We start from the raw sequence: 14463 nt of genomic DNA, 5'->3' as shown, positions 1-14463 counted from the left end.
CAGAAAAATCAGCTGTCAAACTATAGCGAAAATACACGATTTTTGGAAAATGTCTGCAAAATCGGTGCATTGGCGTTAAACGCATCCCGCCAGGTCACACGACCCCCTGATTTATGGCCGATACGGACGACCCCCAGCGCACCCTGGACAAAAAGGCAGGCAATTCGCCCATGATCCTTAAGCTGTGCGATCAAAGCATCGGGAACCTGTTCAACGCCGCCTTGGATCATGATCACGTCATAGGGTCCATGTTCAGGGGCGCCCAGCTCAAGCGGACCGACATGGACAATCGCATTGTCTGCCTCCGCCTCCATCAGAATGGACTGGGATTCGGCCGCAAGGCTCTCGTCTTCCTCTACGGCGACAACCAGCTGTGCCATGCGCGCAGCCACAGCGGTCGAATACCCCAAGGCCGGAGCAATATCCAAAACCGACTCGTCGGTGGAAATGTTCAATATGTCCAGCATCTTAGCCAGGGTCCGCGGCTCCAGCATGCAGCGCCCGTCACCCAGCTCGATCAATCCCTCGACATAGGCGGCCTCGCGCTGTGCATCCGGCACGAAATTCTCGCGCTTGACGGTAAGCATCGCGTCTATGATGGGAAACTTCGTAACATCAGAAGGACGTATCTGGGTATCGACCATCGTTCGGCGGCGGGCTGCGAAATCTGTCATTGGATCGCTCATCTTGTTCCCTTGGGTGATTGAGTTCTGCCACATCCTTGAAAAACCAGCAACGGCCCAGACACGGAAACTTTCCAATCTTCACAAGATACAACGTCGCAACGGAAGACTAAGTTTGCACCCGACCCTGAAATTTGCGCTCCCCCCTCTGGACGCTCCTGTCGAAAGCTGCTAAAACGCCGGTCACACCACGGCAAGTATTTGATTTTACTTGAAAAGGCGAGTTGGCGGAGTGGTGACGCAGCGGATTGCAAATCCGTGTACACCGGTTCGATTCCGGTACTCGCCTCCAAAATCGGACCGAAACAAAGCTCGCTCGAAAAATTTACTTATTTTTTCCAGTTAGTTACTCAAAAATTCAATTGACTGTCGTCAGAAATCCCGCAACAGAGACTAAATCGAACCGTTTAACGGAGCGCGCGAGAGGATTGCAATGGGGATCGTCAATGACCGAGGGCGTTACTATTGGGTGAAGCGCGTTCCCAAGCGTTTCAAAGGACTTGTTCGCGGCCAAGATGGACAACCGATCACCCAGGTGCGACAAGCCCTTCATACAGACAGCAAAGCTGAGGCATTGGCTAAAGCTGCCCAAATTGAGGTCGCACGAATGGCGGAATGGGAAGCTCTGGCCGCTGGTGATAGCGGCACGGCCCGCGCGCACTACGAGTCGGCAAAGAAACTTGCTGGAGTGCGAGGTTTTCAATATCGCGCACTGAACACCCTACTTAGTTCGCCAATTGAAGAAATCGTTGGTCGACTAAATTCCCTTGGCACACCTAAAAAGCTTGAAACACCCGAAGTAGTCCGAGCCGTTCTTGGGACTGTGCCGGTCACTCGCCCTGATCTCGAGAGTGTCCTCAATGAGTACATCGACCTAACTAAAACCCGTCACTTGAGTAAATCAGACGCGCAAAAGCGCCGTTGGAAATTGTCCAAAGAGCGGGCAGTCAGGAACTTCGTCTCGGTCGTGTTCCCATCCCATTCACCGCCGATTGATCAAATCACACGCTCAGATGCGTTGAAGTTTCGGAATTGGTGGTCGAAACGCATCGAGACTGATGGCCTGGCAGCACAAACTGCTAACAAGGACTTTGGGCACTTGGCAGAGATTTGGGGAACCTGGTGTGAGCTAACCGCGACCCATCTTGAAAACCCGTTTTCCAAGTTGGCTCTGGACGGCGCAAAGGAGATACAACGCCCATCTTTCAGCCGAGAATGGCTTCAGGACCGACTATTGGCGAAAGGAGCGTTTGACGGTTTAAATTCAGAGGCAGCCGATATCCTGCTGGTCATGATCAACACTGGCCTAAGGCCCTCCGAGGTCACGGACGCACCCCTTGAGGACTTCTGTATTCAAGAAAACATACCTTTTATCAGAATTGCCCCCAATGGGCGCGAGTTGAAAGTTGCACATACACGGCGCGAAATTCCGCTACTGGGCGCGTCCCTAGAGGCCGCGCGACGATTAGTAGCGCGTGGCGGCATCCAGAAATACGTCCGCAAAGCTTCGGGTTGGTCAGCGTTAGTCAACAAATACATGGGGAACAATGGCTTGAAGGAAACGCCGCGCCACACTGCTTATAGTTTAAGACACTACGTTGAAGATGCGCTTTTACACGCAGGCGTAGACGACCGGATACGCGCCGACATCCTTGGACACAAGTATCATCGTCCTGTTTATGGAGATGGCGGCGGCCTCGTAGGTCGTCGCGATGCTTTAGACAAAATCGCTCTTTAGGCGGCCATTCAAATCCAAGGGTTGCCCAATCTCCGTCAGTTGCTGGCATTCCCAATGCGCCGCCTTCCCCGTTGGAAAGAAAATCGGAAACAACTCACGGTCGACCGGGGAGTTTCCAAGACTATGGGCCAGCTTCCCGAACCGCGATGCAAACATGTGCCGAATGAGCAAGCTGCTTAATGCCTTGCGCATAACACTCAAGCGCGGCAAAGCAGTCTTTGGTTCAGCGCTATTGGTCTATTTGGTCAGTGCCCAGCTTGGTTTGCCCGGACGAGACAGATGAAGATCGCCTCTGTTGGCTCGGGGTACCGAGGGCACCTCCGCTCGCCGGGCCGCGCAGCGGCTGAAGTAGCATTCGGTCGAGCCAGAGGTCTCGGCGTGTGCGAAACTGCTTGATGCCGATTTCCATGCTTTTGTGCCCCTTCTTGGGTTGCGCAACGTAAGTGCCTAGAAGTCGGTCCCACCACGGTAGATTAAAGCCAAAGTTCGAGTTGGTCTCGCTTGGATCGACTGAATGGTGGACTCGGTGCATGTCTGGAGTGACGACGATCCATCTGAGAATTCGATCCACCGGACGCGGCAATTCAATGTTTGCGTGATTGAAGAGCGCGGTAGCGTTCAGGGTCACCTCGAAAAGGAGCACGGCGACAGCGGGCGGCCCCAAGGTTGCTACGACCGCTAGCTTGATCCCCATCGAGATGAGGATTTCTACCGGATGGAAACGCAAGCCAGTAGTCGCGTCAAAATCAAGGTCGGCGTGATGCATCCGGTGCAGACGCCAAAGCCCCGGTACGGCGTGGAACATCACATGCTGAAGATAAATTGCGAGATCTAGAAGCAGCATGGAGACCACGATGGCAACCCAAACCGGCGCCTCGATGTTATTGAAGAGCCCCCATCCGCGATCCTCGGCCATGGCTGCGAGACCAACTGCGAGGATTGGAAAGGTCAGCCGCAGGATGGCGGTGTCGAGCACCACGAGCGCAAGGTTGTTTGTCCATCGGATAACGCGCGGAATATCCCGACTTCGCCGGGGTGCGGCCACTTCCCAAAGTGCCATCGCCGCCAGGACGGATAGGAAGGCAATAAGGCGGATAGTTGGTTCAGCAGCTAGGATTGTGTCGGACATGGACATCCACTATTCGGGTTTCCGTCGCGATAGAATTGCAAGCTGTTCTAGGCGACGACCGCTCCAATGTAACGCAGACATGCAAGCGATACCATCTGAGGGCGGCTTGGTCCGCAAGGCGGAACTTCCGATGGTTTTCGGGAATGACCGTTTCCGGCAGGAAGCAGACATTTAAGTCGAAAAACCGAGTCGATATTGTGTGATGTCTGCTTTCACCGAGACCGGGCATTCAGCAAAATAGGTTTTATGTCCGAGTTTCGGACAAAGCGGACCTTAGCCCGATTGCCTGTACTAGCGTATTGATATTGGTTCACTGCGCTCGAAGCGTGCTAAGGAACGCAATCAAAGCGACCCTTTCGGCGTCCGATAGATCCGGCATCAATGCCATCTCTGTTCCGGGAACACGCCCTACGGGATCGGCGATGAATTGATTGAGTTCTGAGATGTTCCAATCTCCGGATAGGGAAGCCATTGCGTTTGAGTATTTGTAACCTTCAACACCCGCTTTGGTGCGTCCGACAACACCTATGAGCGACGGACCGTGATTGTGCGCTCCGGATGGCACGGTTCCTTCTTCGATAATTTGGCATTGCGTACAACCAATCGCTGAAATCCGCCCGAGCTCAAGGTCGGCGGTCGCCAATTCAGTTTCGGATATGGGCGGCGGTTCGATTGGTTGTGCACCGCTTTCTGAGAGAAACGAAATCATCTCTGCCTTATCTTTTATTGTGGCCAGATGGATCGGCGGCACACCCCAAAACTCTCGTGCATTTACATTTGCACCATAAGCGACAAGAACTTTGGCGGCGTCCAGTGAGCCTCTTTCGGCAGCATTATGAAGCGGAGTATAGTCTTTATCGCCGGCCTGTGCGCTTGGGTCTGCTCCCGCCTTCAGTAAAAGTTCAACTATCTTTTCATGGTTGCCACGGGCTGCCTTTTGCAACGGACTACCAAAGTCGAGCGCTGCGTTGGCATCTGCGCCATGTTCGAGAAGGATTGCAACAATGTCGGTATGGCCGGATTGAGCGGCGAAGAACAAAGGCCGCTCCAAACTGGTTGGATCAACGCTTCCTTCGGCAGCGAGCGACGCCTCCAGCGCCTCGGCATCACCATTACTGGCCGCCTGCAAAATATCATCTGCCTGAGCAACCTGCGAAAACAGAGCCACCGTTAGAACCGGGATAAGGAACAAATTGGCGATACTGAAACGTAGCATCAAGAAATCCTCCGTCAGTCGTAGCTGCGCCAACTATATCATAACTCGCCGCAGTTCACCGCCATGCCATTACTTTACCGTTTTACAAAACCAGTTGACTTAGACTGCCCAATGGTTGGGTCCGCTCTGGGCTCGTAGCAGTCATCGGATTCGGCGCCGTATCTGCCAAATCATGGCGTCCGTCCCCGTCACGCCCGGCCCATTCCCGCCGTTGACCCACAGTTTGTCATGCCGCGGCGCGGCCCGTCGAACCTGCCGTTCGCTGCAAGCGCAAAATCTCAGGCCAGCCAATTTCGCACAATGCGGACAAAGTCACCTTCAAAAGCAAAACATCAAACGCGTGCAGCCAATCAGCCAGTCGTGTAAATCTAGAACGCGGTGGCAAGAGCCGGAATTGTAGAGTGACCCGAAGATAAATGAAAGCAGACGCCATTCATTGAATAGTCAGTTCATTTTGAAAGCGTTTTTCTTGATTAGTGCCGCGTATCTCAGCATGATCCAAAGATGTCGGCTGAAATAGACAAATGGTTAATTGATCTCGACCTGAGTCAGTACGCAGATGTTTTTGCGGAAAACGATATTGATGCGCGTGTTCTGCCACTACTATCTGGCGACGACTTAAAAGAGCTCGGAGTAAGCCTTGGTCACCGCAAAATCATCCTCGCTGCAATTCACGAGCTAGTCGGCCAACAGCACGCAACCTCGCCGTCACAAGCAGCTCGTGAACAAGCGCCCACCTCAGTCAATTCACAAAGTGATGATCCGCGCAAACAGAAGCATGTCGAACCGCCTACTGCAGAGAGGCGTCACGTAACTGTTTTGTTTGCCGATCTTGTCGGTTCGACTGAACTCACCAATCGCTTTGATCCCGAAGACATGCGGGACTTGCTACAGAACTATCAAGATGCCGTTGCAGGAGCCGTGAGCCGATATGGTGGCTACGTTGCAAAGTATTTGGGCGATGGTCTGCTCGTGTTTTTCGGATGGCCGCGGGCTTTCGAAGATCACGCAATTCGGGCGGTAAAAGCTAGTCTTGAGTCTGTTCACCGAGTCAAAGAACTCAAAACACCTGACGGAGAGCCTTTGTCAGTCAGAGTGGGAGTTGCGAGTGGTGATGTTGTGGTCGGCGATACCATTGGCGAAAATACATATGAGGAGGGGGCCATGACTGGTCCGGTCGTCAATCTTGCGGCACGGATTCAAGAACATGCAGAGCCAAACTCAGTCGTTTTGTCAGTTGAGGAAACCGAGACAGCTTTACATCGGATATTTGAGTTTAAATCTCTTGGGCAGGCAGAGCTTAAGGGGTTTGCTGAACCACGTAGTCTTCAGAAAGTGATGTCAGAACGCAGCGCGGAAAGCCGGTTTCAGGCCTCACATCGAGACGATGTCGACAGCGTCATGGTTGGCCGGGACTACGAAAAGGGAATTTTACTGCAATCATGGCAACGTGCTCAGAATGGCCACGGAGACGTTGTTCTGCTCTCCGGTGAAGCCGGAATAGGAAAGTCGCGGCTTACAGAGGAATTCCTTGCTGTAATCACCGAAAACGACGAAGCCGATGTCATAAGGCTGAACTGTTCCCCCTATCTCAGCAGCAGCCCCTTTCATCCGGTAGCCCAACGAATATCCCAGGATGCGGGTGTTGAACCGGACTTTGATGACAATCTGATCCTTGAGCATGTCAGAAAAATGCTCGAAGGACGACCAGGGTTGGACTGGGAACAAGTTCTGCCTGTCTTTGCAGCGTTGGTCGCACCTCGTAGTGCCCTCGCCCAAAAGGTGCTCGAGATGTCACCGCAGGAGCAGCGCGACATAACAATCCAAACATTGATCCACACGGTGCAGGTGCGGTCAAGCGTACGTCCGGTTATGCTGTGCGTAGAAGATGCTCATTGGATCGATCCTTCCACACAAGCATTGTTGGAGCGGTTTAAGTCGATATGCACCGATCTTCCTCTGATGATCTTGATAACCCACAGACCCGGGTGGGAATTGGCCCGTGATGATGGGGACACACACGTTCAGTCTCTGGTTTTGCGCCGTTTCGATTCTGCGCATGTCTCAAACCTTGTCGAAAACATTACAGGCAAGAGACCGGACGAAGCTCTGATCTCTACAATAGTTGAAAAAACCGATGGGGTTCCTTTGTTCGTGGAAGAAGTGACCCGAGCCATTGTCGAATCCGGCGAGCAGGGGCAAGGCCACATACCATCGTCATTGAAAGGCGCGTTGATGGCGCGGCTCGACGCAGTTTCGCCAGAGGCAAAACAGGTCGCCCTTACTGGTTCGGTTATTGGCCGGGAGTTTGAGCCGGGCATACTATGTGCCGCGAAAGGCTTTGAAGAATCTGATATCAACAAAAGCCTCGAAGAGCTTTCGCGAACAGGCCTGATCTTTGAAAGCGGGCACAATCGCGGGCACTTCGTTTTCCGCCATGCACTTATTCGCGATACCGCCTATCAATCCATGTTGAGTTCAACTCGGAGACAACAGCACGCAGACGTGGCGCGTGCTTTGATGCGGATAAGGTCATCTGAGATTGAGCGCCGCCCTGAACTTATCGCGCGCCACCTATCTGAGGCTGAGGACTGGAGTGCCGCGTTTGAAAAATGGCAGGTTGCGACAGAAATGGCGTTGGTGCGATCCGCGAGCCAAGAAGCGATGACGAACGCCAAGGAAACTTTAAGAGCTGCCGAAAAACTTGGCTCAGACACCAATACAGAATTGATCAAAGGCAAGATTCTAGTCGGCCGCAGCCATGACAGTCTGGGCCAATTGCCAGAAGGGATAGCAGTTCTGAAGGACGCTTCCAACGCGGCCCGGGCGGTGAGCAACGTGGAGCTAGCGGCTGACGCGGCCAATCACTTCGCTGACTCTTGCATGATGTCCAGCGAAAGGCACAGCGAGGCGATCGAACTCTGTGATAATGCGCTGAAAGGTTTGCCCGATGATGATGAAGTCCGTCGGTGCAGATTGATGAGCCAACTTGCGCGCGCCCATATGTTTGTAGGTCAGTTTTCCGAAGGTGCCCGCTTCGGCCAGCAATCCATGGAACTGGCCGCAAAATTGGGCGACTATAAATCCCAGTTCTCAGTAATGATGATGCATTTTGGAGCACCCTTTGTTGCGCGCAAGGGAAGAGAAACCCGCCATTGGCGAGAAAATCTGGAGGCTATGCATGGTGTGGCCGAGCATCTTGGCAGTATCGATCAGGGTCGAGACCGGACTCTCAGCTTGTTTGTAGGTGCCGAGATGGCAGACCGTGAGTTGATGGACCATTCTCTGGGCTTGCTCACCGAGATTTCGGAAAAGGACAATCATTTGCAACTCTACTGGGTTCAGAAACACGCACAGGCCATGGTTGCAATTATGGACGGCGATTTTGGCCAAGCGGAAAAACACGCCACCGAGGCCGTGAAGATCGGTCGAAAGACCCATGGGGAGCATGTTGAGGGCGTCTACGGGGTTCAGATGTTCACTATCCGCCGCGAGCAAAACCGGCTGCACGAGGTCGCGCCTGTGATCAAGAAATTGATGACGGACAGTCCCGAAGACATTTCGTGGAGACCAGGATTTGGCCTTATCGCGGCCGAGCTCGGATACAAGGAACCCGCTGAACGTATACTGAATGAAATGGCCGACAATGGCTTCGATCTTCCACTCGACGCTATGTATTCAACGACCTTATCTTATCTGACTGACATATGTGTCGCCATTGAACATCAAGAACATGCCAAGACGCTCTATGATTTACTGGCTCCGTACGAAGAACTGACGATTACTGCAGGGGCAACGACGGTGTGCGCAGGTGCGGCGGCGCGACGCCTCGGCAGTTTGGGCACGGTTTTGAAAGACTGGGATGCTGCTGAGATGATGTTCCAGAAGGCTATAGAAATTGACACTCGCATGAAATGCCCACCCTGGATCGCTCACAGCAAGACAGCTTATGCATCAGCATTGAGGCGAAGGGGACGCCCGAAGGATGTGGAACAGGCGTTTCAACTGGAAGGCGAAGCGTTGGCAATTTCGCAAGATTTGGGTATGGTTTCCCTAAAGTCAAAGCTCGAAGGAGTAGCGAGTTAAGGCACTTGAATTATTTGGGGGACTTTATGCCTAGGTACATAATTGAACGAAACTTTGCCGAGCAACTAAACGTCAGCGATGATGACAAAATTCACATCAAAGAAATCAATGACGAAGTCGGCGTTGAATGGATATTTTCATTTCTAAGTGCAGATAAGCGCAAAACATACTGCTTGTACGAAGCCCCTGATGAGGAGAGCCTCAGGAAGGCGGCTGAGCGCCTGAATATTCCTGCCGATGTCATAACACCCGTGGATCGGATTGATCCGGCAATATTCGCCTGACCGGCAGCCATTTTTTCCCAACTCAATGAAACGACTTCGCGAGACAACGCGACGGAAATAGCAATTAGCTGAGGCAGCCCTGCAAGAAGCCTGACCTGACTATTGGGAGGCTTACGCATGTTTGACCTGAAAACACTCGACGGAAGTACAGCTATTGTGCATCAAGACACCTTGGACGCTCTTGATGCATCACTTCGCGGCGGGGTCTACCAGAAAGGCACCCCGGAATACGAAGACGCAAGAACAACGTGGAACAGCATGTTCGAACGTTACCCAGGTTTCGTGATCCGCGCTCTGGGGGCAAGCGATGTGCAGAAGGCAGTGAATTTCGTGCGAGAGACCGACCTCGTTATGTCAGTTCGGTCAGGTGGGCATCAGATTGCTGGGCACGCTGTCGCAGATGAAACTGTGATGCTCGATCTGTCCCAGATGCGATCTGTTCACGTCGACCCTGTCAACAAGACCGCTCGGGTTGCGCCGGGAGCACTGCTTGGAGATGTGGATCGCGAAACACAGGCCCATGGGCTTGCCGTTCCCGTTGGCATCAACTCAACCACGGGCATCGCGGGCCTCACTCTTGGCGGCGGCTTTGGATGGACCACTCGGAAATTTGGCATGACGATCGACAACCTGCTCTCAGCGGAAGTCGTGACTGCGGACGGAGCTATTGTAACTGCATCCCCTACAAGTCACCCTGAACTTTTCTGGGCTATCCGCGGTGGGGGTGGAAACTTCGGTGTCGTAACCTCATTTGAATTCCAACTGCATGAGCTAGGACCCGATGTCCTGTCCGGCCTCATAGTTCATCCGATAGAAAATGCGCCAGAGCTCCTCGCTGAATTTGCTACGATTGCAGACAATTCCCCGGATGAGCTGACCGTCTGGAGCGTGATGCGGAAAGCGCCTCCTCTACCGTTTCTGCCAGCTGAGTGGCATGGACGAGAGGTGCTGGTCTTTGCAGCCTGCTATAGCGGGCCGATGGAGGAAGGTGAAAAAGCCATGGCAGCATTACGCGCGCTAGGTGACCCAATCGCCGATGTGATATCTCCTCACAAATTCGTAGACTGGCAGGCCGCTTTTGATCCTTTGTTGACGCCAGGCGCCAGAAATTACAGGAAGAGCCATGATTTCGATGCGCTTTCTTCGGATGCAATCTCAGGACTCTTGGAAGCGATTTCCAGCCTTCCTGACCCCGCGTGTGAAGTTTTTATTGCCCATGTGGGCGGAGCAATGGCGCGCGTCGAGGCCGGTTCAACCGCTTATCCCCAAAGATCTGCTCACTTCATCATGAATGTTCACACGCGTTGGGAGGACCCCAGCAAGGATGCTCAATGTATCGAATGGGCGCGCAAGCTATACGACCAGATGCAACCGCATGCGAGCGGTAGTGCCTATGTCAATTTCATGCCGGAAGACGAAGCAGACCACATGACCGGAGCGTATGGCGAGAATGGCGAGAAACTGTCTAAGATAAAGCGTAGTTATGACCCCACCAACTTGTTCAGGGTTAACCACAATATCTTGCCTGCTTGATGGAATTCAGAACTGCATAAACTGATCCAGATTGATGTTGAGAATTTTGCCTTGGCGTCGCGCCGCATTTCTAGTTGGCTAGTTTTCAAGCCAAGTGGAGCATCCAAGCGACGATCGCGCTGGTAATCATGCAACCTATGGGTTGTGGTTTCTGTAGATACGGCCAAGAAATTCAATATGTGTCCGCTTTGGGCTCGGTGCGGTCGTTCGTCGAATTGTCGTGAGTAACCGCACTGCGGACATAGTTGACATTCGCCCTAGACCAATAACTCTCTTTTCGTCGCGGTCTCGCGTCTGACGTGCGCTTGACGACGCAACTCATATCAAACGATCATCGTCGAACCATTTTGCGGCGGCCCAAAGGATAACCTATGGAAGTATTTGGAAGTGATGCACAGCGACGCATGTCGACCATGGGTGAGCATCTTATCCAGCTATTGGGTGATGACCCTCGATTTTGTAGCCATGGGCGCGGTATTCAAATTGCCAACGAGTACAGCGGGGCTTTGGATGATGCCGTTGCAATGGCTCGAATACTCGGCATCACGGCGATAGAAAGCATACCGCGTCAGGAGGTGGCAAAGACGCGAGAAGTCATTGAAAGTCAGGGATTAAAAACCGACACAATAGCTTGTTATCTTGGCGGGCTGAACTGTGTTGACATTGCTCGGAAAATAATTGCCACACGGGCGTTGCCCGAGGATTTGACCGTACGTGTGATTGATCGAGACTCTCCGCCAGAATGGCTTGAAGCTTTCGCAGAAGTCGCAATGAGCCACGGTGTTCTACCGCCAATAGGGCCGGTTATGCGCGGATTGTCTCGCCCCGGATTTGCGATGGTCGTCTTTGACAGCTCAGGTGCTCCCGTTGCAACCGCGGGCTCAGTTCTGTGCCATCCGCCCAGCAGTAGGCTGCATCGTCGCGCTCAATGGGGGCAACTTTCGACCAAGCCTGAACGCATGGGCGAAGGTGTAGCAAAAGTCTTGGGAGCCAAAGCTATGATACACTCTCATGAAAAGCTTGGCGCAACTGGGTTCAAGACAGGCATTGCTCCGGGCAACGTTGCATCAGCACGGTTGTGCGAAAGACTTGGCTTGGAGGATAGCGGCAGCGACATAGTCGCGATTATCGACCCGAATGTATACTCGGAAGATCGGTTGACCAAGTGAGCCATTCGGAAGTTTGTTGTCGCGGTATATCAACGACACTCGCGCGAACCTGACTGAAACTTCTTGAAAAACTAAGATAGGACGAACTCTAGTCTGCATTGGGCTAGTTGCAGCTGCTTGCCGGAGGTTACTGGCCAATTGCTTTGCCGAATCCAAGGCCGCGTCCATGATTTCATGAAAAAATCTCCAAGGATCGCTTTGTGGGCGAAATTGCTATACGGAGCTGGATCTCACGGTACGACAGCCGCTAATTTGAAACGATAAAGTGGTATGCCGCGCACGGCTGGTGTAACACGATCTGTCCATCAAGGATCTCGACTGACCGATTGAATGTATCTTCCATGTCGGAAGAAACCTTTGCATAAGCTCTAGAACGATCTGGATCCGGCCAAACAATCTTTTTTAGGAACGCGTCGAAAGTCGGGTACTCACGAGTAAGGACGTAATCTCTTTTGTTTTCCAGCCAAAATCCGTCTACTCCGTCCAAGTGGCTAAGTGTTTCGTGTGAATGAGATCGAACGAGGGTTTCATCTTCTACCAATCGAATGACCTCAAACATTGTTCCATAAGGATAGGGCTCCACGATGTGCAACCGCCCACTGTTTCCAAGAACGCGGTGAATTTCAGTGAAAGCGTTGTGCTGAACCTCCACTGGAATGTGATGAAGAGAGAAGAACAAACACGCTAGGTCCTGTGAACCCGATTCGAGAGGTAGGTCTTCAGCAGCCCCAAGCCTGACGTCGATGTTTTTTGGTAAATTTTCTTTGGCCTTAGCAACTTTGCCCGGATCGATTTCTATTGCGATGACTTTGGCTCCTGCAGCGTACAAGTCTCGCGAATAGACGCCGTCACCCGCACCAACATCGACGACCTGAAGCCCTTCAAGTTCGCATATTGTTTTTAGGTGTTCGATGTGTGTCATGGCCAACTCCAGCAAATCTGAATGGTCTTGCAACAGATTAGCACACCAGTTCCCCTATTTCCGCTTTGGGTTCGGAGCGGAACTTAAACTCCCGCAGAAATTGCTTGCCCGGTGACGTGTTGAAGATCGCTCTACGGTGGCATTTATCCAGCCTGTGAATGCACCAACGTTTACTCAGGCGAGCGTGACGAGCCACCCGCCCCAGACAATCAAAACCACGCCCAATCCTCGACTCAGAATCCGCCCGAATGGCAACGTCTTTTCCGCCACGACTACGATTGTAAGAACGGCAACCCACGGCAGGTTCATGACGCCCAACACAAACAATAGCACCATCAGCATCCAGCAGCAGCCAAGACAGTAGACCCCGTGGTGAAGCCCCATCTTCGCGGCACCCAGGGTTCCCTCTTGCCAATGAGCCGTCAGAAAACTCATGGGCGAGCGGCAATGCTCCAGGCAAGCGTTCTTGAGTGGCGTCCATTGGAACAACCCGGCGAATATAAGCATCACGCCGCCCACGGTCGGGGCAACCCTCCCCATCATGGAGGAAAGCGCGTCGCCCGCGTGCAGCCACCAATTCAATACAGTGGCCGCCAGCGAGAACCCCAGCCAAACCAACAGATACCCTGCCACAAAGCTGCCCGTTGGCACAAAGGGGCGCCCTGCGTCTTCCCGCTTCGCGCGCACCCGTTCGTAGATCATTACGGCGGGTGTGATTGAAGGCAGCATCATCGCAAACATCATCACCGCCCACATCATAAGCATGAAGACAAAGTCCGCGGCTGACCACCGCATCATCATCGGCATGGCCACGTCACCGACCAACGTCATCGAGGTCGAACCTCGCCCGAGGTAAATTGTATAGGCCCACGCCAGCGCAGAGAGCGCTACTAAGGCTGCCAACACCAGCACCCGATCCCGTCGTGCGACTCCTACAGCATTCATTATGATGGCCTGACGGTCCAGCCCGGCCTCAGCCGGCCCAGACGACTTGTCCGACCACACCCGACCGGCCTGTCCAGGTCACGGGCATATCCGCGTCGTTCCAGGTGGTGCCGTCACTAGGAGCCAGATCACCTTCATGCCCCTCATGACCGAAGGCGAGGCTGAACGCGGCGTTCTGCAGTTTCATCTTGTTGCCGAGGTCATTGACCAGACGGCGGGATTTCATCTCGCCCACACCGGCCACGCTTGCCGTTAGTTCGCTTTCAGCCTCTGTCACGCTGATCCCGGCGCGTTTGGTCGGAAGCCAGGTCGACAACAGGCTTGCTGGTACTTCCATGCCGCCGCCGGACGCACCCTGCAAGATGGTCTCCAATGCCGCTGCCTGTGCATCGCTGGCGTTTTCGTCAATATAAACTCGTCCGGTGCCGTTCGCGTCGAATAGAGTCGGCCCGGGGAAATGAAACGAGACAATCGCGTTCTGACCGGAAAGCTCCACGCCTTCATGAGAGCCCTCGCGAACGCGTATCAACAGGGATGTTGCGCAATACCCCTGGTCCATGAGCATAAGGTCGGCCTGTCCAAACCAGCATGGGCAAAGCATGTTGCAACTGCAGGTTTCGACGAGTTCTCCTGAAACATTCCAAGACATGATTTCTCCTCCCATCCCACATTTTCCACGGCTGCATTTTAGCAGAAAGGCTGCTTTTCACCAATCAACCAGAAGGTTAACCATGTCTCCTCAGGGCTCAGAGCTGCCT

General features: G+C 53.2%; 11 protein-coding genes and 1 tRNA gene. 6 read left to right on the top strand and 6 right to left on the bottom strand.

Features of this window, described 5'->3' with window-relative positions; genetic code table 11:
* Positions 1-20 precede the first annotated feature (20 nt).
* On the bottom strand, positions 21-674 hold the full coding sequence (locus AC2FI8_RS04945) for a protein-L-isoaspartate O-methyltransferase family protein (protein ID WP_496777549.1): 654 nt from the start codon (positions 672-674) through the stop codon (positions 21-23).
* Between the two features lie 227 nt (positions 675-901).
* Between AC2FI8_RS04945 and AC2FI8_RS04940 the strand changes: the two genes are divergently transcribed.
* Positions 902-975 (top strand) — tRNA-Cys (locus AC2FI8_RS04940).
* 141 nt (positions 976-1116) lie between these two features.
* On the top strand, positions 1117-2421 hold the full coding sequence (locus AC2FI8_RS04935; protein ID WP_496777547.1) for a tyrosine-type recombinase/integrase: 1305 nt from the start codon (positions 1117-1119) through the stop codon (positions 2419-2421).
* Between the two features lie 229 nt (positions 2422-2650).
* Here AC2FI8_RS04935 and AC2FI8_RS04930 read toward each other — a convergent pair whose 3' ends face one another.
* Positions 2651-3550 carry a sterol desaturase family protein gene (locus AC2FI8_RS04930; protein WP_496777544.1) on the bottom strand — a complete coding sequence of 300 codons (900 nt, stop codon included), beginning with the start codon at positions 3548-3550 and terminating at the stop codon, positions 2651-2653.
* A gap of 310 nt (positions 3551-3860) precedes the next feature.
* Positions 3861-4766: an ankyrin repeat domain-containing protein gene (locus tag AC2FI8_RS04925; RefSeq protein ID WP_496777794.1), complete on the bottom strand. Its 906-nt coding sequence runs from the start codon at positions 4764-4766 to the stop codon at positions 3861-3863.
* A 504-nt stretch (positions 4767-5270) separates the two neighbouring features.
* Here AC2FI8_RS04925 and AC2FI8_RS04920 point away from each other — a divergent pair.
* The 4 genes from AC2FI8_RS04920 to AC2FI8_RS04905 all read left to right on the top strand — a co-directional run bounded on the left by AC2FI8_RS04920 (position 5271) and on the right by AC2FI8_RS04905 (position 11838).
* Entirely contained in the window at positions 5271-8852 is a 3582-nt protein-coding gene (locus tag AC2FI8_RS04920; RefSeq protein WP_496777542.1) for an adenylate/guanylate cyclase domain-containing protein, read from the top strand.
* A gap of 26 nt (positions 8853-8878) precedes the next feature.
* Complete coding sequence (locus AC2FI8_RS04915; protein ID WP_058283661.1) at positions 8879-9136, top strand: DUF4242 domain-containing protein; 258 nt, start codon at positions 8879-8881, stop codon at positions 9134-9136.
* 117 nt (positions 9137-9253) lie between these two features.
* Positions 9254-10669 (top strand): FAD-binding oxidoreductase, encoded by a 1416-nt coding sequence (locus AC2FI8_RS04910; protein ID WP_496777540.1) that lies wholly within the window; start codon positions 9254-9256, stop codon positions 10667-10669.
* A 371-nt stretch (positions 10670-11040) separates the two neighbouring features.
* Positions 11041-11838, top strand: coding sequence for a GNAT family N-acetyltransferase (locus AC2FI8_RS04905; protein WP_496723839.1), 798 nt, complete (start codon positions 11041-11043; stop codon positions 11836-11838).
* A gap of 247 nt (positions 11839-12085) precedes the next feature.
* Here AC2FI8_RS04905 and AC2FI8_RS04900 read toward each other — a convergent pair whose 3' ends face one another.
* The 3 genes from AC2FI8_RS04900 to AC2FI8_RS04890 form a co-directional block, all read right to left on the bottom strand.
* A complete protein-coding gene (locus AC2FI8_RS04900) occupies positions 12086-12760 on the bottom strand; it encodes a class I SAM-dependent methyltransferase (RefSeq protein WP_496777538.1) in 675 nt (224 codons plus the stop codon).
* Positions 12761-12934: 174 nt separating this feature from the next.
* On the bottom strand, positions 12935-13705 hold the full coding sequence (locus AC2FI8_RS04895) for a DUF2182 domain-containing protein (protein WP_496777535.1): 771 nt from the start codon (positions 13703-13705) through the stop codon (positions 12935-12937).
* Between the two features lie 28 nt (positions 13706-13733).
* Positions 13734-14354: a DUF1326 domain-containing protein gene (locus AC2FI8_RS04890; protein WP_496740217.1), complete on the bottom strand. Its 621-nt coding sequence runs from the start codon at positions 14352-14354 to the stop codon at positions 13734-13736.
* Between the last annotated feature and the right edge of the window lie 109 nt (positions 14355-14463).

Source organism: Ruegeria sp. CDSB029 (genome assembly GCF_059611125.1).
Note: the sequence above shows the minus strand (reverse complement) of the source record. Positions and strands in the feature narration are given on the sequence as shown.

Excerpts from the sequence above, each read along its gene's own strand:
- AC2FI8_RS04910 (WP_496777540.1), top strand. The coding sequence starts at position 9,254 with ATGTTTGACCTGAAAACACTCGACGGAAGTACAGCTATTGTGCATCAA.
- AC2FI8_RS04930 (WP_496777544.1), bottom strand. The coding sequence starts at position 3,550 with ATGTCCGACACAATCCTAGCTGCTGAACCAACTATCCGCCTTATTGCC.
- AC2FI8_RS04900 (WP_496777538.1), bottom strand. The coding sequence starts at position 12,760 with ATGACACACATCGAACACCTAAAAACAATATGCGAACTTGAAGGGCTT.
- AC2FI8_RS04920 (WP_496777542.1), top strand. The coding sequence starts at position 5,271 with ATGTCGGCTGAAATAGACAAATGGTTAATTGATCTCGACCTGAGTCAG.
- AC2FI8_RS04925 (WP_496777794.1), bottom strand. The coding sequence starts at position 4,766 with ATGCTACGTTTCAGTATCGCCAATTTGTTCCTTATCCCGGTTCTAACG.
- AC2FI8_RS04945 (WP_496777549.1), bottom strand. The coding sequence starts at position 674 with ATGACAGATTTCGCAGCCCGCCGCCGAACGATGGTCGATACCCAGATA.
- AC2FI8_RS04915 (WP_058283661.1), top strand. The coding sequence starts at position 8,879 with ATGCCTAGGTACATAATTGAACGAAACTTTGCCGAGCAACTAAACGTC.
- AC2FI8_RS04895 (WP_496777535.1), bottom strand. The coding sequence starts at position 13,705 with ATGAATGCTGTAGGAGTCGCACGACGGGATCGGGTGCTGGTGTTGGCA.
- AC2FI8_RS04890 (WP_496740217.1), bottom strand. The coding sequence starts at position 14,354 with ATGTCTTGGAATGTTTCAGGAGAACTCGTCGAAACCTGCAGTTGCAAC.
- AC2FI8_RS04935 (WP_496777547.1), top strand. The coding sequence starts at position 1,117 with ATGGGGATCGTCAATGACCGAGGGCGTTACTATTGGGTGAAGCGCGTT.
- AC2FI8_RS04905 (WP_496723839.1), top strand. The coding sequence starts at position 11,041 with ATGGAAGTATTTGGAAGTGATGCACAGCGACGCATGTCGACCATGGGT.